The organism is Neobacillus sp. Soil_C_43, assembly GCF_057656715.1.
In genome coordinates this window covers 1-19,340 of the sequence record NZ_JBDGJV010000013.1, presented here as the reverse complement: position 1 = coordinate 19,340, position 19,340 = coordinate 1, and the positions used below count along the sequence as shown (strand labels likewise).

Below are 19,340 nucleotides of genomic sequence, written 5' to 3'. Positions count from 1 at the left end.
GAAAATGGACAAATTTGTAGCCTTTTTAGAGAAAAACCTTTCGACTCCAATGGCTAAATTATCTGAGCAAAAACACTTACGCGCCATCCGTGATGGTGTCGTTTCTGCCCTGCCATTCATTATTTTCGGAAGTATTTTTCTTATCATTGCCTTTCCACCGGTAAGTGCGGATTCAGCCATTGCGGCTTGGTCAACGAAACACATTGCAGAGATTTTAATCCCTTACCGATTAACGATGTATATTATGACCTTGTATATCACCTTTGGGATCGGGTACAGTTTATCGCAAAGCTATAAGCTCGACCCATTATCAGGGGGACTACTTTCTACGGCAGCGTTCTTATTCACGATTGGCGTTCAAATGGTGAAGGATGTTGGGTTTGTTTTACCAATGGCTAACCTTGGTGGACACGGTCTGTTTGTTGCGATGATTGTGGCTATCTTTTCAGTAGAATCCATGCGTTTCTTTAAACAAAAGAAAATCATGATCAAAATGCCTAGCTCTGTTCCAACTTCTGTTGCTCGTTCATTTGAAGCGTTACTTCCAGTAACCTTTGTTTTAACCGTGATGACACTCATTACTGTAGTGTTTGGTGTGGATACACATACGATTGTTGATAAGTTAGTTGCGCCACTTGTTAAAGCAGGTGACACGTATATTGGGGTTATTATTCCTGTATTCTTAATTACTTTCTTCTGGTCTTTTGGTATTCATGGTGTTTCTGTCGTTGGTGCGGTTGCACGTCCTGTTTGGGAAGTGTATTTAGCCAATAACTCAGCAGCGGTGGCAGCTGGAAAAACGATTCCGCATATCGCTCCTGAAACGTTCTTCCAATGGTTCATCTGGATCGGTGGAGCGGGTGCTACATTAGGTTTGGTTATCGCGATGTTACTGACAGCTAAATCACAATATAGCAAGGCGATGGCGAGAACAACGATTGTTCCAAGTCTTTTCAATATTAACGAACCGGTTATTTTCGGTATGCCAATTGTGTTAAATCCGGTATTAATTATTCCTTTTATCATTACTCCATTAGTTGGAGCGACGATTGCGTATGTTGCTACTTCTATCGGCATGGTTAACCCGACGTATGTTATGGTTCCTTGGACATTGCCAGCACCAATCGGCGCTTACCTAGCAACTGGTGGTGACTGGAGAGCCGTTGTCCTTGTTCTTGTGAATATTGCTATATCGGTTATCATTTATCTACCATTCTTTAAGATGTATGATAAGAAATTAGTAGCCCAAGAGGTTCAAGATCAAAAAGCAGCTTAAGTTTATAGCTATGTTAAAATTGTCTGTTGATTTCCGTTCCAGGCGCTTCGCTTTCCGCGGGGCGTTCTGGGAGCCTCCTCGTCGCTCACTCCTGCGGGGTCTCCCATGACCGCTACTCCCGCAGGAGTCTCGCGCCTTCCACTCCAATCAACAGAGTGTACCAAAATCAACTTAAGCATTAACATAGTCAAGTTTGTAAGGGAGTTTGGACCAAATTTGCTCCGAGCTCCCTTCTTTATTCAATTATTAAGGAAAGAGGTATGGACATGAGCACATCACCGGCTACATCACCCAAGCTTCACTTTTTCAGCTATAAGAGTGGCTTTCTATTTTTCGGCTTTATTCTTGTTTTTAATCTTATCTTTAATCCTCTATTACGCATGATCGGTGTCGATCAGCAATTGGCCTTATATATCATTAATACGATTGGCATTAGTGTCGGACTAACGGGTGTGATGGTGTTGATTGAAGGTAAATTTAAAACCAAGAAGCAGATGACGGCTTTGTTTTTCTCCTTATTCATAGGAAGTCTGCTGGCCTGTTATTTGATTGTATATCGATAAATGTGAGGTGATTTCAATGCCATATGTTGTAGGATTAATGTCTGGCACTTCATTAGATGGCGTGGACGCAGCCTTGGTGAAAATAGACGGTTGCGGCCTGCAATCCAAGGTGGAGTTCATCGAATTTGTTTCTATCCCTTTTTCAACGGAAGTAAAAAAGGACATTCATGATGCCCTCTCGATTGACACCTCTAACAGCCAACAGATTTGTTCCTTGAATTTTCAATTAGGGGAGATTTTTGCTGCGGCGGTGATCGCTGTCTGTCAGAAGGCCAATTTTCCCTTGGAGCGGCTTGATCTGATTGGGTCCCATGGACAAACGATTTACCACCAACCAGGTCACGAAGGTAAATTTATCCCATCTACGCTTCAGATTGGCGAACCAGCCGTTATTGCGTATCAGACCAAAACGACAGTGGTTTCCAACTTTCGAACGATGGATATGGCGGCAGGTGGACAAGGCGCTCCACTCGTTCCCCATACGGAGATGATTCTATATGGAAGCAGTGTGAAGTCACGACTCCTACAAAATATCGGTGGAATTGGCAATGTAACGGTCCTGCCTAAACAGGCTGCGATACATGATGTGTACGCTTTTGATACAGGTCCGGGGAATATGATGATCGATTATCTTTGCCAGAAGTTTTTTGACCGGCCGTATGACGAGGGTGGAACAATCGGCAAACAAGGTCAAGTGAATAAGAAGTTACTAAAGAAATGCATGAGCATTCCATATGTCCTTGCCTCACCACCCAAATCAACGGGGAGAGAATTGTTTGGAGCCGCGTTGGTGGAGAAGCTAGTGAGCAACTATTCTCAAGTATCGCCGGAGGACTTCGTGGCGACCATGACGAGGTTTACAGCCCAATCGATTGCTGAGAACTATAAAACGTTTATTTTTCCAAAGACAGACATTGATGAAGTGATTGTTGGCGGTGGTGGCAGCTATAATGATACCCTTATGACGATGCTACAGGAGGAATTAACCGGCTATTGCCGGGTGTATCAACAAGAGGATTTTGGCTATTCCTCTGAGGCGAAGGAAGCCATCGCATTTGCGATTTTAGCGAATGAAACGATGAACTATTTACCAAGCAATGTCCCTACTGCAACGGGAGCGAAACGGCCGGTCATTCTAGGAAATATTACACCAGTACCTTATTAACCAATAGGAGTGTTAAACATGACAACAGAAGCAATGAATAACGAAATGGACATATTTGAAATTATCTCTCATGGCGGCAATGCCAGAGGACTTGCCTATGAAGCACTTGAAGCAGCGGAGGAATTTGAGTTTGAAAAAGCGGAGACGCTCATCAAGAAAGCCCAAGACGAATTAAATCTTGCTCATAAGACGCAAACCAAACTCATTCAAAATGAACTGAATGGCCACCCAAGTGAAAAAACCCTTTTGATGATTCATGCACAAGACCATTTGATGACAGCAATTAGTGAACAAAAGTTAATTGAGCATATGATCCGGATTATTAAAAAACTCGCACCAGTTCAGAAGTAAACGGAGGTCTTTTTGATGAGAAAGTTAGGTATTTCAATTTATCCGGAACATTCTACAGTGGAGAAAGATCAGGCGTATATTGCCTTAGCGCATAAATATGGCTTTAAACGTGTCTTTACCTGTCTGCTCTCGGTCAATGGCGACCAAGCAGAGATTATGAAAAACTTTAAAGAAACCATCTCCTTTGCCAATGATTTAGGCATGGAAGTAATGGTCGATATTGCACCAAGAGTCTTCGGCGCATTAGGCATATCGTATAATGATTTATCCTTTTTTGCGGAATTAGGGGCGTATGGAATCCGCTTGGATATGGGCTTTACCGGGAATGAAGAAAGCATTATGACCCATAATCCCTATGGTCTAAAAATCGAGATTAATATGAGTAACGCAACCAACTATTTAGATAACATCATGGCCTATCAGCCGAACACAGAGAATCTAGTTGGCTCTCATAATTTCTATCCCCATCGGTATGCGGGATTAAGTTACAACCATTTTGTCACATGCTGTGAGCTGTTTAAACGTCATAACATCCGGACTTCGGCATTTGTGAATGCCCCGTCCGCTACCTTCGGACCATGGCCGGTAACAGAAGGATTATGCACATTGGAAATGCATCGGACTCTTCCAATTGCCACTCAGGCGAAGCATCTCTTTGCTACAGGTCTGATCGATGATGTCGTGATTGCAAACGCCTATGCCTCCGAAGAAGAAATGCAGGCATTGAGCGAGTTGAATCCGCAAATGCTTACGTTTAAAGCAGAGCTGTTTGACACGATTACAGATCTGGAGAAAAAAATTGTCTTGGGAGAATTTCATTTTTACCGTGGAGATGTATCCGATTATTTAATCCGCTCGACTCAATCACGGGTGAAATATAAGCAGGAAGAATTTAAGCCAACGTACACTCCTGATATCCGTCGCGGGGATCTTCTGATTGAGAACGAGTTGTACGGTCAATATAAAGGCGAATTGCAAATTGCTTTACAGGATATGGAGAACTCTGGAAAAACGAATGTAGTGGGCCGGATTGCATCGGAAGAAGTATTTTTACTAGATTTTCTACAGCCATGGGGCAAGTTTCAATTTTCCTTAAAATAAAGAGTAGCCAAGGGCTAAGGAGTGTTTAGTGTGAAGTATCTCATTGGCGTAGACGGCGGCGGGACTAAAACGGAAGCGGCAGCCTATGATTTTGATGGAAGACTACTTAGTAAGGGCGTAGCCGGCTACGGAAATCTTCTCATTGATGAAGCCCAGGCAATTACTAACATCCATGCGGCTATTGAGCAGTGCCTTGAACCATTAGGTCGGAAGGATTGCCTCTATCTTTATTTGGGTCTTGCCGGATATGGGGGAGTGGCCGACAAACGTGCCATTGAAGAGTCGTTATTCCATGCCTATGGTGTGCCATTTACGATTGTGAATGATGCGTGGATTGCACATGCTGCCCTTTTAAAGGGTAATGATGGGATTTTAACCATATCAGGTACCGGCTCCGTTAGTATTGCTAAGCATGATGAGAAGCAGATCATGACAGGTGGTTGGGGCCATCTGCTTGGTGATCAGGGTAGCGGCTATTGGATTGCTCTAGAAGCCTTTAAACGAATGACGGTGGAAGCGGATCTTCAACAAGCTATGAGCCCGCTAACGACGAACATTCTTTCGAGGCTTGAACTGAAAGAGATAGCGGATATCAAGAAGTTTATCTACACCTCTTCAAAAGGTGACATTGCCTCCGTTGTACCGATGATTGTCGAACAAGCGGATGATGGGGATGAAAGTGCTCGGACGATTCTTAAGGAAGCGGGTTGGCATTTAGCAGAGATGACCTTGGCTGCCTATCGTCATCTGCCTTTTTCGTCCTCATTTCCAATTGCTGTAAAAGGGAGTATTTTAACAAAAATACCTTTTGTACAAACAGCATTTACTGATAAAATAAAGGAAACGTTACCAAACGCTACATTGATTCTTGATGATGTTTCATCTACGATCGGCTGCTACTATTTAGCAAAGAAAAAAATCTAGAAAATGGTGTGGAAGGGGGAGATGACTACGACTACTGTTAATAGTTTAGTCAGGATTGAAAGTGTCTTAGACGAGTTACCTAAATCTGAAAAAAAAGTGGCACAATATATCTTGGATCATGCCGATGAAATTGTCCGAATGACCGTACATGAATTAGCAGCCAATGCCAAAGCCAGTAGTTCAGCCGTTATTCGCCTTTGCCGCTCCATTGGTGTAGCCGGTTATTCCGAGTTAAAGCTTTCCCTCTCATCGCAAATTTCTCATTCGTTTAAAAGCGGATATTATGATATCGAGCCAAATGAAACGGTTCAATCGATTAAGGAAAAAATTGTTTCTAATTCTGTCGAGGTGATCAAGGAAACCGCGATGGAACTGGATGAAACCATTATTCACCAAACCATCGAGTGTATCAAGAATGCCGATGTGATTTACGTGTATGGATTAGGAGCGTCCTCCCTTGTGGCGGATGATATCATGCAAAAATGGTCCCGTTTAGGCAAGACGGTTATCTCCTATCAGGATGCACATATTTATGCCGCGATCCTTTCGGGTTCTTCTAAGAACTGTATTTTCTTTTGTATTTCAAATAGTGGTGAAACACCAGAGGTTCTTCGTCTGGTTGATATTGCAAAGGAATCGGGCTGCCAAACCATTGGACTATCCCGCTTCGGGCATAATGCCTTATCACAAAAGGTGGATTTATCGTTACAGCATGTTCGAGCACCGGAAGCGCAATTTCGCAGTGCCGCCACAAGCTCGATTTTTGCTCAATTTTTAACAGTTGATATCATATTCTACGCGTATGTATCGAAATACTATGATGACAGCATTGAAAAAATCATCAATTCAAGGAATGCCGTTCTGAATTATACGCAAAGAAAATAACTGCAGGAATCTAGGCTTGCTAAGCTGGGTTCCTTATATAAAGGTTTGAGTGGACTAGACAACTATATAACTGTTAGAGAAGAGGTTTTTTATAATGAGTGGTTTCCGTACTATTTTGTTAAAAAATGCAGTGGTTTACGCAGAAGATCAGGAGATTGACAAAGGATCGCTCCTTATTAAAGATGGGAAAATTGAAGCAATAGGGTCTAAAGTTGAAGGGAATTTGGATGAGAGTGTTCAAAAAGTTATTCTTCCTGATTCTTATAAAATTATACCTGGCTTTGTTGACGTGCATATCCATGGGGCAAATGGGGCTGACACGATGGATTGTACAGATGAAGCACTAGAAAATATGGCTTCATCGCTTCCACAAAGTGGGACGACGAGCTTTTTGGCTACTACCATTACGCAAAGTAAAGACTTAATAGAGAAGGCGTTACTTCAGACAGGCGAGTATATTTCTGATAAACAAAAGAGTGGACAGGCAGAAATCCTTGGGATCCATTTTGAAGGTCCGTTTATTAATCCTACAAAAGCGGGTGCCCAACCGCTTCAGCACATTATCCCTGCTGACATAGAGTTATTCAGAAAGTGGCTTAATCTCTCCAAAGAAACCATTAAGCTCATCACGTTAGCACCTGAGATGCCACATGGAACAGAGCTGGTTCAATTTTTAAAAGAAAAGGGAATCGTTGCATCCATTGGTCATACGGATGCGACGTTCGAAGAGGTGGGACAAGCGATTCAATCGGGTGCGTCCCATATCACCCACTTGTTTAATCAAATGCGCGGGCTGCATCACCGGGAACCAGGTGTGGTTGGAGCGGCCTATTTACGAAAGGAATTAATGGTGGAAATCATCGCGGATGGGATTCATGTATCCCCTGAGATGGTGAAGGTTTCATATGAGCTCATCACTCCGGAGCGAATGATTCTGATTACAGATGCGATGAGAGCCCAGTTCCTTTCAGATGGAGAATATGACTTAGGCGGTCAGAGAGTGTTTGTGAAAAAAGGAAAAGCACTCTTGGAGGATGGAACATTGGCCGGCAGTGTATTAACCATGGCGCAAGCGTTTAAAAATATCCTTTCTTTTACGGGCTGTTCCGTAAGAGACGCGGTTCAAATGAGCTCGTATAATCCTGCCAAACAAATGGGTGTGTTGGACCAGAAAGGCAGTTTGAAGGTTGGCAAGGATGCCGATTTGGTTGTTTTAGATGAAAACAACGATGTAGTTATGACTTTTTGTAAAGGACAGCTGGCATACAAGAGAGGAGACGAGTGAGTATGAAGATTATTGAAGTAGAAAATTATGACCAAATGAGTCAAGCGGCAGCGAACTATATCATCGAAAAGGTGAAGCAGAACCCTACGCTTACCCTTGGATTGGCAACGGGAGGGACTCCGAAAGGAACCTATGAACAGCTAATCAAGGATCATGGTGAGAACGGGACTTCCTATGAGAAGGTGAATACTTTTAATTTGGATGAATATATTGGTTTTTCCGGGGAGCATCCAAGCAGCTACCGATACTATATGGATGAACAATTATTTCATCATATCAATGTTCCGGAGGCCCAGACACACATTCCTAGAGGCGATTCGAAGGATATGGAACAGGAATGTGTGCGGTATGAAAAATCAATCGATGACCATGGTGGAATTGACCTCCAAATTCTCGGGATTGGCAGCAATGGCCACATTGGCTTTAATGAGCCTGGGACAAAGTTCGGTGCTAAGACACATATTGTGACGCTCGATGAATCAACGAGGGAGGCGAATTCACGATACTTCAAGTCGATGGATGAGGTGCCGAGGTTTGCGATTTCGATGGGAATTGCTTCGATTATGAAAAGTAGAGAAATTCTTCTACTGGTTTCCGGTGAATCGAAAAAGGAAGCGATGAAGCAGCTGCTTTGTGGGGAAGTGACAGAAAGTTTTCCAGCTTCCATTTTACAATTACATCCGAATGTCACGATTATTGCTGATCAACAAGCGTTGGCTGAGGCGAAGGATTTTTGTTGAAGGGAGGATGAATAGGATGATTGATAAAACCTCTCCAATCCCGATTTACTATCAATTAGAGCAACAGATAAAGACAATGATTGAAAACAAGGAATGGAAGCCGGGCGATTTGCTGCCATCTGAAAGGGAGTTCTCTGAGAAGTATCAAATTAGTCGGATGACGGTTCGTCAAGCGATTAATAACTTGGTGCAAATGGGGTTACTGGACCGAAAGCAGGGAAGAGGTACCTTTGTGTCGGATCTGAAGATTGAAAAGCGTGGGTTAACGAGCTTTTCTGAGGACATGCTTGAAAGAGGGATGACGCCAAGCAGTGAGCTGTTGGATTTCAAGGTTATTCCGGCGACTGTGGCGATTGCCCAGGATTTGCGCATCAAGGAAGCTGATCCTGTATATGAGATCAAGCGGATTCGTTTGGCGGATGGTGTCCCGATGGCATTGGAGACCAACTATATTTCTGCTGATTTAGTTCCAGGGATAACTGAAGACCTTTTGAATCAATCGATCTATCAATTTATCCAAGAGAAATTGAAATTATCGATTACGCATGCCAGCCAATCGATTGAGGCTTCGGTTGTGGATAGCATGGAGGCGGAGTATCTCCAAATCCCCAAAGGGGCACCTACTCTCTTCATCCAGCGAATCGCAATGCTAGAAAATAACGTTCCGCTAGAAACCGTCAAATCCCTCTACCGCGCGGACAGGTATAAATTTATGATTGATTTGAAGAGATAGCGGGGAAGACCCAATTTGGGGACAGTCCCCCGCTACTTTAACGCGTCGCTCAACGTGGGGACAGTCCCCCGCTACTTTAACGCGTCGCTCAACGTGGGGACAGTCCCCCAGCGCTTTAACGCGCCGGGGGACTGTCCCTTTTTATTAACATAAGAACCCGCTAATTTGGTAAAATTAACATAATGAAAGGGGTAATGTAGAGATGGAATTAACGGTTAAGTGGAATGAGAAGATGGCGTTTTCTGGGACGACTCCCTCTGGGCATGAGATTAAGATGGATGCTGCTCCAGAGGTGGGTGGAGAAAATACCGGTGCACGGCCAACAGAGCTACTTTTGAATGCGGTAGCAGGCTGTACAGGGATTGATATTATCTCGATTTTGCATAAAATGCGCCTTGAGCCTTCGTCTTTTCAAATGGATGTAAAGGGTGAACGGGCTGATGACCATCCTAAAAAGTTTACCACTATCAACATTCATTATGCTTTAGAAGGAGATTTGCCGGAAGAGAAGGTGGTACGTGCAATCCAGCTGTCAAAGGATAAATATTGCTCTGTCTCCCATTCTTTGAGTGCTGAAATAAGCGCTAGCTATTCGATTAATGGGGTTAAGGGTGAACAATCGATTTAGTAGTGTGGGAAGTGGGTTCTACGAGCACAATTAAGAAAATTCTTAAAAGCAAAAGGTCGCGTACGACGAAACACGAACGCGACCCAGCCTTGCCCACCTATTTATTTCTCCATCAACCATTTCGTCACAATCTTTGATTCTTCATCCCCAAGTAGATTCCCAGGCATCTTAGGGGTACCCTCACTGATAATCTTGAGTACTTCCTCTTCTGAATACTTCCCCTTCATATTGACTACAGTCGGGCCAACAGCGCCCTGTAATTGGTCACCGTGGCATGCTGAACAATTTTCCTTGTAAATCGTTTCGCCATCCTTGGCAGAACTCGAACTGCCAGACGAACAGCCGGTTAATATTAAAAGCGTGAGTGCTACAACAGCCCAAAGTCGATTCACGATGTCTCCTCCAAACAAATAAAGATTTCCTATCTCCATCTTAATAGAGGTTGGACCGGGAGAACCCTCCCATTTATGAACAAAGACAAAACTTTTCGAAGCGGGGACTGTCCCCAAAAAATGAAGAAACTGAAACGGAGCTGGCCCATATGAGGAAAATTTTAGTCGTGGATGACGATAAACATATACTTGAATTAGTTAGCATTCATGTCACCCAGTCAGGATACCAGGTGCTTAAGGCAGAGAATGGCATCCAAGCCATTGGGATTTTAGAAAACGAGCTGCCTGACCTAGCCATCGTGGATGTGATGATGCCCGGTTTGAACGGCTATGAACTGACGAAAAAAATAAGAAATGACCGCGACATTCCCGTACTATTACTGACAGCCAAAGGGGAACTAGAAGATAAGGAAAAGGGGTTCCTGGCGGGGTCAGACGATTATATCGTCAAACCCTTCGAACCCAAGGAACTGCTATACCGCATCGCCGCCATTCTACGACGATACGATAAACCGACAGATACTATGCTGCAAGTGGGATCCATCCTGATCAATCGAAAGCGATTCGAAGTCACCGCAGGCGCAAGCACCTTACTCCTCCCGCTGAAGGAATTCGAATTGCTCTCCTTACTTGCCTCTAAGCCAAACCAAGTCTTTGAACGGGCCGCCATAATGGAGAAAATTTGGGGCTACGACTACGAGGGAGACGAACAAACACTTACCACCCATATCAAGCGAATCCGCGAGCGCCTCGCGAAAATCGCAAAAGACGTTGAAATCATCACCGTCCGCGGAGTGGGATATAAGCTAGAGGTGCATCACTCATGAAATCGTTATATGGAAGATTTGTTCTAACAACCATTCTGATTATGCTGTTCAGCACAATCTTTGGTTTTTTACTAACGAACACCTATTACCAAAGCGTAATGAAAGAGCGGAATGATAAGAAAAATGTAGCGATTGCTAAATCCATTGTCGCTCACATTGAGGCCTCCCCGCAGCTCCCTTTTACCAATTACCTATCGACAGTTGGAAAGATGGGCTACCAGCTTTATGTCGTCGATGAATCGGGCAAGGGCCATTTTTACGGCGGGAAGTATCGGGTACAAGATTTACAAGCATCTTCTGTGAAAAAGGTACTCGACGGCTACATCTATCATGGGATGCGCCAATTCCCTCGTCAGACATTTGTGACTGGTTTTTTTGCCAACGAGTTGTCGAACACAATCGGCGTTCCGTTTAATTATGAAAACAAGCGCTATGCACTCTTTGTCAGACCGGATATCAAGCTGTTATTTAGCGAGGTCCATACTATTTTAGGTGGCCTCATCGTAGGAACCGCTGTTTTAAGCCTCTTGCTGATGCTGGTCGTGGCCAAGCTCTTGATTGTGCCCATCACACAGTTAACGGAAGCAACCAAACGGATTGCCCATGAAAACTATGATACCCAGCTGAACATTGACCGCCGTGATGAAATCGGTCAGCTGGCAGCAAGTTTTAATACGATGGTTGGTCAGCTTCAGGAGAATGATCAGATTCGCAAGGAATTCATCAGCAATGTGTCTCATGATTTTCAATCTCCGCTGCTGAATATTCAAGGCTATGCAGGCTTATTGAAATCAACCGATTTAACGGAAGGGGACCGTGAAAACTATGCTGAAATCATTCAATCAGAAACCAAGCGGTTATCGAAGCTCACCCGTCAGCTTTTACTATTAACTACACTCGATCAATCGACAAGAATGGTGAAGTATCAAGAATTTCAGTTGGATGAGCAGTTAAAGGCCTGTGTGAACAAATATCGCTGGTGGCTGGAGGAAAAGCAGATTAATTTGCTATTGGATATGGAACCGACGACCTATCGGGGGGATGCCGCGTTATTAGAAAATGTTTGGGATAATCTTTTGACCAATGCCATTAAATATACCCGTCCGGAAGGCGAAATCCAGATTCGACTCCTAGCAAAAGAAACCTATCTGGAAGTGACCGTGAGCGACACAGGTATAGGTTTAACGGAAGAAGAGAAGGTACAGCTTTTCGAACGTTTTTACCGGGCTGACAAGTCGCGTTCAGAGGAGGGAACGGGCCTCGGATTATCGATTGTGAAACAAATTATCGAGCTCCATAAAGGAGAAATCCACGTCACCAGTACGCCAGACGAAGGGACCATTTTTACCATCAAGCTTCCCTATTTGTAACGTAAAGTTCATATAGAGTTCATGTTAACCAATTACTATAGTCACCGTAGAAATAAAAACTATGGGGGTTAACATGATGGAAAATAAATGGAGTATTCGACTCATTCGCCTCGCGGCTATCTTTGGTTTGTTAGGAGCCATCATCGGTTCAGACATGGCCGGGTCAGGGAATTATCAAATACGCCCGGTTCACGCACACATTTTAGTGGTCGGCTGGTTATCGATCTTTGTATGGGGATTGTTTTACCGGGTGTTTAAAATCAAGTCATCCAAACTAGTAGCCGCACAAGGCTGGACGGCGGGAATCGGTGCCGTTGGATTAACAGCCGGAATGTGGCTCCATCTGGTCAAGCCATTTGAAATCAATGAAACATTTGCATTAATCTTTTACATTGTAGGCGGTACCATTTTATTAATTAGTTTCGTCATATTCATCATCGTCACGTTCATGATCGAGCCAGTCAAGGGTGGGCAAGCATCATGAGATTTTTAAAAGAGAAAAAACGATGGTTGCTGATTTTGCTGGCCTGGCTTGTTGCGGCTGCGGCGCTTTTCCTGTTTGCAACAAGTGCTAAGGAGCAAACCTCACCTAATAAAAACGCTGGATTACCGGATACGGCCGCAAGCATACAAGCAGAAAAAGCGTTAAAGCAGTATTTCCCTTCTTCTGAAGGGGTTCCGTTGTTTGTTGTGGTGTATGACAAAAAGGGTTTGAAGGAACCCGATGTGGAAAAAGCAATCACTGTTATTGAAAAAGTGGTGGGTAAGGCAGAACAGGATCTAGCGATTATCCCGTTATCAAAGATGCCTGCACAAGCACGCGCGTCCTTCTTTTCAAAGGATCAAACCACGTTCTTTTTACCGGTCTTATTTCCAAGTGGGCTGGAAAACAAAGTGGTGAAAACCACGATAGATGGGCTGAAAAAAGAAGTGGCAAACGGGTTGCCTCCCAATCTAGACACTTATTTTACGGGCCCTGCCGGCATCGTGGCAGATACGTATGAAATGTTTTCTAAAGCCGATGTGGTATTAATCCTGGCAACCGTTGGGTTAATATTTCTATTGTTAATCGTCATTTACCGCTCGCCCTTATTGGCCTTGATTCCGTTGATTGGCGCGGGTATCTCTTATTCAGTCGTCGATCGATTGCTTGGTTTGATAGGGAAGTATAATTGGTTTGCCATCGACAGCCAGGCCTTATCGATTATGATGATTTTATTGTTTGCGGTGATTACCGACTATTCGCTCTTGTTATTTGCTCGTTTCCGAGAGGAATTGGAAAAAGGCTTGCCGGTCAATGATGCCATGAAAACAGCCTTAGGCTTCGTAAAAGAGCCCATCCTCTTCAGTGGCGGGACGGTGTTTTTAAGTATGCTGACCTTGTTTTTTGCTGTGTACGAACCGTATCGTGGGTTTGCACCGGTATTCGCTGTCGCTGTCGCATTGATGATTCTTTCGGGATTAACGTTACTACCTGCGCTGTTTGCGATTGCAGGGGAAAAAGCGTTTTGGCCTGCTAATCCACGAAAACGTGCAATGGTGGTAAAGCGCTTAGTGAAAGAGGGATTTTGGCATAAAATAGGCCGCTTCGTTACAGCCAAACCGTGGCTTTCTTTGGTTCCGATTGTGTTGGTGCTGGTGTTATGTACCTCGATGATTAGACAGGTTCAGTACTCTTTCAACCTGCTAGATTCATTTCCGCAGGAGATGTCCTCTATTCAAGGATTTGCTCGATTAAATGCTGCCTTTTCTGCCGGTGAGATTGCCCCAAGTACGGTGATTGTGAAGGCAAAAAGTGAGGTGTCCGAGGGGCAGGTACACCGTTTGGTAGAGGAATTAAATCGCCGGGACTCAGTTTCCAAAGCAGAAGTCCAAGGGAAGCCCTATGCAGAGCAGCAGCGGAATGTGGTGAAAATCAATCTCGTGTTGAAACATAACCCCTATTCGGAGAAGGCTTTTGACGATATCGAGAGACTTCGAGAGGATTCTGCTACGATATTAAAAGCAAGTCAAATTCATGAAGCAAAGTTATTGATTGCAGGGGAAACGGCTCAAAACGCCGATATCCGTCAGGCCAGTCATGGGGATGAAATTCGAATTCTATTGATTATGACGGTATTGATCATGGTGATGCTTGGTATTCAAACTCGATCCTTCTTCGCACCTATCTATATAATGGCTACCGTTCTTTTGTCCTTTGGAGCAGCGTTAGGATTGAGTATCTTTGTTTTCCAAGACCTACTTGGCTATCCGGGGATTAGCTACCGTACGCCTTTGTATACATTTGTGTTTTTAGTAGCATTGGGAGTGGATTACTCCATCATGCTCATCTCCCGTATTCGTGAAGAGAGAAAGCTGTTGCCGATAAAGGACGCGGTTCGGGAGGGTGTGGGTAAAACAGGAGGCGTCATTTCCTCAGCAGGTCTCATCCTGGCTGCCACCTTTGCCGTCTTAATCACGCAACCAGTCATGGAGCTTCGCGTTTTCGGCTTTGCCGTAGCAATCGGCGTCCTCCTCGACACCTTCATTGTAAGGCCTATTGCGATACCGGCATTAATGGTGATAACCACCAAAAAGGAGGGGACAGTCCCCCAGCGCTTTAGCGCGCCGGGGGACTGACCCCTCTCTTTTTGTTTGAAGTTAAACGCTAGAAAGGATATAGTGAAAGTTAGTAAATTGGTAAGGATGGATAGGTCATGGTCAAACGAAGATGGGGTCTTTTTGTAGCTTTATTTTTTATCATTCTGCTAGTTCTTGCTGTTGTTAACGCAGGAAAGTTTCTGGTTGTTGACGAAAAAATCAAAAAGTCAGATGCGATTATTGTGTTAAGTGGAGACAAAGGGGAACGAGTGGAAAAGGCAGCTGAACTGTATCATCAGGGCTATGGAAAATACTTTGTCATTTCTGGTGGGATCACCTATAACGATGTTACCGCTGCACAGTTAATGAAGGATTATGCCCTTCAGCTAGGGATACCAGAAAAGGCGATTGTCCTAGAGGACCGTGCCGACAGTACCTATGAAAATGCGGAATTTACCAGGCAAATCATTAAGTCCTATCCCATTCACTCTGCCATTGTTGTTTCATCCAATTTTCATATGAAACGCGTCAAAATGATTTTTGACCGTGACTTTAAATCTAGCAAGATCAAGCTTTATTACGCTAGCGCAGAGGATCCTCATTTTGATGAAACGCGTTGGTGGAGCAACAATAAGAGTATCATGATCACGATTACCGAATATTTAAAGATGACTGGATATGCAATGGGGAAGAATTATTAAGATACAACACTCAATTTAATTAAAGGAGGAACTAACATGGTCTGGAAAGTAAAAAACTCTACTGCAGCAAAAGTGGACAGGTTTGGGATTGCGATTGATCAGGTGGTATTGCCAAACGGCGAAGAAAAGACTTTTTCCTATTTGGATTTTGCAAAAGGAGTCTGCGTGCTTCCTATCACGGAAAACAAAGAAGTCATCTGCCTAAAACAATACCGCCATTCCGTTAAAAGCTGGGAATGGGAGCTTCCGGCTGGGATGATTGACCCCACCGACCCAACTCCAATCGACAGTGCCAAAAAAGAACTTGAGGAAGAAACAGGCTTTGTAGCGGAGCATTGGCTAGATCTAGGCAGCTTTTATCCGTCTCCAGGCTCGACAACGGAGGAAATCTACTTGTTTGCCGCAGCCGGTCTGACTCCTTCTGTCCAAAATTTAGAAAGCAGCGAACAAATTGAGCTGCATTATCTATCAATGGAAGAATTAAAGGAATTGATTAGCAAAGGTGAATTCAAGCATGGTGCGGGATTGGCCGCTGTCCTAAGATACAAGTTTCTGACTGACTGACTGATTGATTACTATTCGTTTCAAACAAAAAAGGAGTGCTTCGAAGCCCTCCTTTTTTGCTATCTATTTACTTTACATCCAGGTAACGATCATACAGCTCAAGACATTCGAGCAACTCTGATTTATACACCATCAACGCTTTTCTCACAATCGCACTATGGCTACTGTTTGCAAGCTCCTCGTTACATTCGTCCAGATCCTTCTTCTTCATCACCGAAAGCTCACTAAACATAAAATGAAGATTCTCCACCTATTCCACTCTCCCCAACATATCAAGCTTCTAATCTAATGTTCTTCTATAAAGAGTATTGCCTAAAATACCAGTAAACATACTTGGGGACAGTCCCCCACCGCTTTAACGCAGAGGGATGAAGGGCGGAGCCTATCTATTAAATATGCGATCACTCCAGATGTGCCCTCATTTTATTTAACGCGCTCGATTTCCACTGCCTAACCGCTGAGACCGTCACTTTTTCCTTTGCGGCGATTTCCTTTACCAATAGGTCGCCAAGGAAAGTCGCGTGGACCCATTTTGTCTCTTTTCTGATAGGCCATGACAATTGTAGAGAAGGACCTCGGCAACGAGTGGCTGGCTGCAGTCATTATCCGCCACGCTTACCCAATATTCCTCGACCGGAAAGTAATTCCGTTCTTCATGTTTTTTCTAGGTCTGCATTTCAGACATAACGGAAATCTAGCTTTTTATCGAATGGTGCAAAATCACTTTTCGATTGAAAAAAGTGGGTACTCCAATATCTGCAATCAATTTCTATTTTTGGGTTGGTTTGCTGCAAGATCATTTTATTTTCGTAAGAATTCTATTAATATAAAAAACACCCAACGCCGGAGAGCGAAGGGTGGTGCGCGACCGTTGCCTGTTTGATCATGCCTTCATGCGATCGGGGAGATTCTGTATCGATTGGACCACCATATCCAGCTTCGACTCAATCCGATAAAGCAGATACAGGGTGACAACTATGGGGAATCCCACCTCACTGATGAGCGGAATGATTTGTTCCACGAGAGCTCACTCCTTTCTGGGGACACTCCCCCACTGCACTAAAGCGGTGGGGGACTGTCCATCATTCTAGCATTAAACTAGCTCGTAATCTGTTACATTACGCTCGACGATTCTTGCTCCTTTGACGTCAGCAAGCTTTCCGCTGTTAGTGGAAAATACGTCGGATGCGATGATTTGTGCCATCGATAACTTCACGACTTCTTCATCGACCGGCTCTTTTGGATTCTCAACCGAAATACGTGCGGTCTTTCCAAGCTCCGTACCGAATTCCAACTCCAATGTTTTGGCCATTCTATTCACCTCCATTCAATCGTTTCATAAGGATTACTACGCAATAATGTTAGTGTTGTCATTGCGCTCTACTTTGTTTAGCGTGTCATTACATAACACACTGATTGCTTGTGCAGCCTGAAACAACTGGTCAGTGGTTGCTCCGCTTTTTACGTTGCTAAACGTTTTTGCACGGAGGCTTGGATTTCCTTCCTCATCCACCCCGGTTTCAAACACCATTCGAAGCTTTGTACCTTCTAATAACGCTTGTGCCATCTCGCTCACCTCCTTTCACCCTTTATATAGTGAGTTAGAGGAAAAAAAGACAGGCAAGAGGAAGATTTTTTTTGGGGGACAGTCCCCCAGTGCGGTGCTGCTTTACTGTGCCGGGGGACTGTCCCCAAACAAAAAAGGCCCCTTTTATCAAAGGGCCATAACCAAATACCAAAACCTTATTCTCCTTCAGATCCCCAAGAGATCATGTATGTGTCTTCGTCGTTGTTAATGTAGATATAGATGTTGCCTGATTCCACTTCGCCGTTTTGCTTCGCCTGTGCCACTAGATCGTTTAACTGTGCTTCTGTTACAGGGATGCCAACCGCAAGTGCAAGCTTGTTAAATAATTCACCGTATGCAGGGGCTCCCATAATTAACCCGTCCGGCATAACGAATCCAACCGTTTCTTCGCCGTAAAACAAATCATACGCATCTGATTCTGCGTCATATTCCACTGTTACGCCGTATGGAGCAGCAAGATCAGACACTTTTTTTAATATCGTATTCTCTTCAATCACTGCCCCGTCCGCACCAATGACTTTACCTTCAATCGTTGTATTGGTCGCCATGCCTGTGCTATAGAAGAAATACGTCTTTCCATTAATAATGTTCCACCCAAGTAACATTTTTCCGCTAGAAAGATTTAGATAGTACCACTTGCCGCCTGATTGTAACCAACCTGTTCTCATTGATCCATTTGAATTCAAGAAGTACCAGTCTGAACCAATCTTCAGCCAGCCCGTTTTCATTGCTCCGGAGTTATCAAGGTAATACCATTTATTTGAAACGTAAACCCAGCCTGTTTTCATTGCACCACTCGTAGTGAAATAATACCATTTGTTGTTGACAGGAACCCAGCCCGTTTTCATAATGCCTGATGCATCAAAAAAGTACCACTTACTATTTAGAAGGAGCCAGCCTTTTTGGAGTGCCCCGCTCGCATTGTAGTAAGTCCAGTAGCTACCTTTTTTTACCCATTGATTTTGGTATTTAGCAACCGTTGTACCACTGGTTGCTGCAAAGGATGAAACAGGTGAAGAAAGTAGCGCTAAACCAGTAACCAAGGCCACAGCCTGTAGAGTCTTTTTCATTTATTTGCCCCCTATATATCTAGTACATACTGCTTCATTCTACTATCCTAGTATATTTGTAGTAAATGGTACATTTTGAGGAAAAGAAGGGAGGAGTTGGGATAAAAATGAGCCCGGTTTTCATTTGGAACCGACCTCTCTGTGCTTAATTACCTAGCATTGTAATTAATATTCGATCCCTATGAAATCGTGATATGGCCATCAGTCCCATAACCGTAAATTCAAACTCAACACGAAAGTTCCGATATCCGCACATGTTACCGTCTATACCAAGAGTAAAACCATTTATTGCTGACTTGACTTTTGTATCCTCGACTATCAGCAACAAAAATTAAAGAAAAATAGAAGTAGGAAGGGTCTACGTCGACTTTCAGTAACAAAAATTGGAGAAAAATAGAAGTAGAGGGAGTCTACGTCTACTTTCAGCAACAAAAATTAGAGAAAAGTAGAAGTAGAAGGAGTCTACGTCTACTTTCAGCAACAAAAATTAGAGAAAAATAGAAGTAGAAGGAGCCTACGTGATTAAGTCCATATAATTGTGTAAAAAGAAAATAGGTCATCATCATGACCCGTGTTACAATGTTTTCGACCAAGAAA

The 19,340-nt window shown here is 43.7% G+C and carries 23 protein-coding genes; 17 read left to right on the top strand and 6 right to left on the bottom strand.

Going from position 1 to position 19,340, the window contains the following annotated elements:
* The first annotated feature begins 4 nt into the window (after positions 1–4).
* The 11 genes from AC3A54_RS16750 (at position 5) to AC3A54_RS16700 (ending at position 9,651) form a co-directional block, all read left to right on the top strand.
* Positions 5–1,276, top strand: a complete 1,272-nt coding sequence (locus AC3A54_RS16750) for a PTS sugar transporter subunit IIC (protein WP_487655323.1) — start codon at positions 5–7, stop codon at positions 1,274–1,276.
* 266 nt (positions 1,277–1,542) lie between these two features.
* A complete protein-coding gene (locus AC3A54_RS16745) occupies positions 1,543–1,839 on the top strand; it encodes a hypothetical protein (RefSeq protein WP_487655322.1) in 297 nt (98 codons plus the stop codon).
* A 16-nt stretch (positions 1,840–1,855) separates the two neighbouring features.
* Complete coding sequence (anmK, locus tag AC3A54_RS16740; protein WP_487655321.1) at positions 1,856–3,004, top strand: anhydro-N-acetylmuramic acid kinase AnmK; 1,149 nt, start codon at positions 1,856–1,858, stop codon at positions 3,002–3,004.
* An 18-nt stretch (positions 3,005–3,022) separates the two neighbouring features.
* Positions 3,023–3,355 (top strand): PTS lactose/cellobiose transporter subunit IIA, encoded by a 333-nt coding sequence (locus AC3A54_RS16735; RefSeq protein WP_487655320.1) that lies wholly within the window; start codon positions 3,023–3,025, stop codon positions 3,353–3,355.
* Between the two features lie 15 nt (positions 3,356–3,370).
* Complete coding sequence (locus tag AC3A54_RS16730; RefSeq protein WP_487655319.1) at positions 3,371–4,456, top strand: DUF871 domain-containing protein; 1,086 nt, start codon at positions 3,371–3,373, stop codon at positions 4,454–4,456.
* A 30-nt stretch (positions 4,457–4,486) separates the two neighbouring features.
* Positions 4,487–5,380 (top strand): BadF/BadG/BcrA/BcrD ATPase family protein, encoded by an 894-nt coding sequence (locus tag AC3A54_RS16725; RefSeq protein WP_487655318.1) that lies wholly within the window; start codon positions 4,487–4,489, stop codon positions 5,378–5,380.
* A gap of 21 nt (positions 5,381–5,401) precedes the next feature.
* Entirely contained in the window at positions 5,402–6,265 is an 864-nt protein-coding gene (locus tag AC3A54_RS16720; RefSeq protein WP_487655317.1) for a MurR/RpiR family transcriptional regulator, read from the top strand.
* Positions 6,266–6,359: 94 nt separating this feature from the next.
* The gene (gene nagA / locus AC3A54_RS16715; protein ID WP_487655316.1) at positions 6,360–7,550 is read left to right on the top strand and encodes an N-acetylglucosamine-6-phosphate deacetylase; all 1,191 of its coding nucleotides are present in this window, start codon (positions 6,360–6,362) and stop codon (positions 7,548–7,550) included.
* Between the two features lie 2 nt (positions 7,551–7,552).
* Positions 7,553–8,290, top strand: a complete 738-nt coding sequence (nagB, locus tag AC3A54_RS16710; protein ID WP_487655315.1) for a glucosamine-6-phosphate deaminase — start codon at positions 7,553–7,555, stop codon at positions 8,288–8,290.
* A gap of 16 nt (positions 8,291–8,306) precedes the next feature.
* Positions 8,307–9,023 carry a GntR family transcriptional regulator gene (locus AC3A54_RS16705; protein WP_487655451.1) on the top strand — a complete coding sequence of 239 codons (717 nt, stop codon included), beginning with the start codon at positions 8,307–8,309 and terminating at the stop codon, positions 9,021–9,023.
* 202 nt (positions 9,024–9,225) lie between these two features.
* Positions 9,226–9,651 carry an OsmC family protein gene (locus tag AC3A54_RS16700; RefSeq protein WP_487655314.1) on the top strand — a complete coding sequence of 142 codons (426 nt, stop codon included), beginning with the start codon at positions 9,226–9,228 and terminating at the stop codon, positions 9,649–9,651.
* A 101-nt stretch (positions 9,652–9,752) separates the two neighbouring features.
* Here the strand turns inward: AC3A54_RS16700 and AC3A54_RS16695 are convergent, their stop codons facing one another.
* Complete coding sequence (locus AC3A54_RS16695; RefSeq protein WP_487655313.1) at positions 9,753–10,043, bottom strand: c-type cytochrome; 291 nt, start codon at positions 10,041–10,043, stop codon at positions 9,753–9,755.
* A gap of 149 nt (positions 10,044–10,192) precedes the next feature.
* On the opposite strand from AC3A54_RS16695, the gene AC3A54_RS16690 reads away from it, so the two are divergent.
* From AC3A54_RS16690 to AC3A54_RS16665, 6 genes are all read left to right on the top strand, one after another.
* On the top strand, positions 10,193–10,870 hold the full coding sequence (locus AC3A54_RS16690) for a response regulator transcription factor (protein ID WP_487655312.1): 678 nt from the start codon (positions 10,193–10,195) through the stop codon (positions 10,868–10,870).
* Entirely contained in the window at positions 10,867–12,240 is a 1,374-nt protein-coding gene (locus AC3A54_RS16685; protein ID WP_487655311.1) for a sensor histidine kinase, read from the top strand. Before AC3A54_RS16690 ends, AC3A54_RS16685 begins: the two co-directional genes overlap by 4 nt.
* Positions 12,241–12,316: 76 nt before the next feature.
* A complete protein-coding gene (locus tag AC3A54_RS16680; protein ID WP_487655310.1) occupies positions 12,317–12,724 on the top strand; it encodes a hypothetical protein in 408 nt (135 codons plus the stop codon).
* Positions 12,721–14,859: an MMPL family transporter gene (locus tag AC3A54_RS16675; RefSeq protein ID WP_487655309.1), complete on the top strand. Its 2,139-nt coding sequence runs from the start codon at positions 12,721–12,723 to the stop codon at positions 14,857–14,859. The genes AC3A54_RS16680 and AC3A54_RS16675 overlap by 4 nt, the downstream gene beginning before the upstream one ends.
* A 77-nt stretch (positions 14,860–14,936) precedes the next feature.
* Positions 14,937–15,521, top strand: a complete 585-nt coding sequence (locus AC3A54_RS16670; RefSeq protein ID WP_487655308.1) for a YdcF family protein — start codon at positions 14,937–14,939, stop codon at positions 15,519–15,521.
* A 36-nt stretch (positions 15,522–15,557) separates the two neighbouring features.
* Complete coding sequence (locus tag AC3A54_RS16665; RefSeq protein WP_487655307.1) at positions 15,558–16,085, top strand: NUDIX hydrolase; 528 nt, start codon at positions 15,558–15,560, stop codon at positions 16,083–16,085.
* Positions 16,086–16,152: 67 nt separating this feature from the next.
* On the opposite strand, the gene AC3A54_RS16660 is transcribed toward AC3A54_RS16665, so the two are convergent.
* From AC3A54_RS16660 to AC3A54_RS16640, 5 genes are all read right to left on the bottom strand, one after another.
* Entirely contained in the window at positions 16,153–16,335 is a 183-nt protein-coding gene (locus AC3A54_RS16660) for a hypothetical protein (protein WP_335544337.1), read from the bottom strand.
* Between the two features lie 633 nt (positions 16,336–16,968).
* The gene (locus AC3A54_RS16655) at positions 16,969–17,106 is read right to left on the bottom strand and encodes a YvrJ family protein (RefSeq protein ID WP_308082283.1); all 138 of its coding nucleotides are present in this window, start codon (positions 17,104–17,106) and stop codon (positions 16,969–16,971) included.
* Between the two features lie 72 nt (positions 17,107–17,178).
* A complete protein-coding gene (locus tag AC3A54_RS16650; RefSeq protein ID WP_308084087.1) occupies positions 17,179–17,397 on the bottom strand; it encodes a DUF2922 domain-containing protein in 219 nt (72 codons plus the stop codon).
* A gap of 36 nt (positions 17,398–17,433) precedes the next feature.
* Positions 17,434–17,652, bottom strand: coding sequence for a DUF1659 domain-containing protein (locus AC3A54_RS16645; RefSeq protein WP_487655306.1), 219 nt, complete (start codon positions 17,650–17,652; stop codon positions 17,434–17,436).
* 176 nt (positions 17,653–17,828) lie between these two features.
* Positions 17,829–18,743: a hypothetical protein gene (locus AC3A54_RS16640; RefSeq protein WP_487655305.1), complete on the bottom strand. Its 915-nt coding sequence runs from the start codon at positions 18,741–18,743 to the stop codon at positions 17,829–17,831.
* Between the last annotated feature and the right edge of the window lie 597 nt (positions 18,744–19,340).

Coding starts and splice junctions, on each gene's coding strand:
- AC3A54_RS16750 (WP_487655323.1), top strand. CDS start 5: ATGGACAAATTTGTAGCCTTTTTAGAGAAAAACCTTTCGACTCCAATG.
- AC3A54_RS16745 (WP_487655322.1), top strand. CDS start 1,543: ATGAGCACATCACCGGCTACATCACCCAAGCTTCACTTTTTCAGCTAT.
- anmK (WP_487655321.1), top strand. CDS start 1,856: ATGCCATATGTTGTAGGATTAATGTCTGGCACTTCATTAGATGGCGTG.
- AC3A54_RS16735 (WP_487655320.1), top strand. CDS start 3,023: ATGACAACAGAAGCAATGAATAACGAAATGGACATATTTGAAATTATC.
- AC3A54_RS16730 (WP_487655319.1), top strand. CDS start 3,371: ATGAGAAAGTTAGGTATTTCAATTTATCCGGAACATTCTACAGTGGAG.
- AC3A54_RS16720 (WP_487655317.1), top strand. CDS start 5,402: ATGACTACGACTACTGTTAATAGTTTAGTCAGGATTGAAAGTGTCTTA.
- nagA (WP_487655316.1), top strand. CDS start 6,360: ATGAGTGGTTTCCGTACTATTTTGTTAAAAAATGCAGTGGTTTACGCA.
- nagB (WP_487655315.1), top strand. CDS start 7,553: ATGAAGATTATTGAAGTAGAAAATTATGACCAAATGAGTCAAGCGGCA.
- AC3A54_RS16705 (WP_487655451.1), top strand. CDS start 8,307: ATGATTGATAAAACCTCTCCAATCCCGATTTACTATCAATTAGAGCAA.
- AC3A54_RS16700 (WP_487655314.1), top strand. CDS start 9,226: ATGGAATTAACGGTTAAGTGGAATGAGAAGATGGCGTTTTCTGGGACG.
- AC3A54_RS16690 (WP_487655312.1), top strand. CDS start 10,193: ATGAGGAAAATTTTAGTCGTGGATGACGATAAACATATACTTGAATTA.
- AC3A54_RS16685 (WP_487655311.1), top strand. CDS start 10,867: ATGAAATCGTTATATGGAAGATTTGTTCTAACAACCATTCTGATTATG.
- AC3A54_RS16680 (WP_487655310.1), top strand. CDS start 12,317: ATGGAAAATAAATGGAGTATTCGACTCATTCGCCTCGCGGCTATCTTT.
- AC3A54_RS16675 (WP_487655309.1), top strand. CDS start 12,721: ATGAGATTTTTAAAAGAGAAAAAACGATGGTTGCTGATTTTGCTGGCC.
- AC3A54_RS16670 (WP_487655308.1), top strand. CDS start 14,937: ATGGTCAAACGAAGATGGGGTCTTTTTGTAGCTTTATTTTTTATCATT.
- AC3A54_RS16665 (WP_487655307.1), top strand. CDS start 15,558: ATGGTCTGGAAAGTAAAAAACTCTACTGCAGCAAAAGTGGACAGGTTT.
- AC3A54_RS16650 (WP_308084087.1), bottom strand. CDS start 17,397: ATGGCCAAAACATTGGAGTTGGAATTCGGTACGGAGCTTGGAAAGACC.
- AC3A54_RS16645 (WP_487655306.1), bottom strand. CDS start 17,652: ATGGCACAAGCGTTATTAGAAGGTACAAAGCTTCGAATGGTGTTTGAA.
- AC3A54_RS16640 (WP_487655305.1), bottom strand. CDS start 18,743: ATGAAAAAGACTCTACAGGCTGTGGCCTTGGTTACTGGTTTAGCGCTA.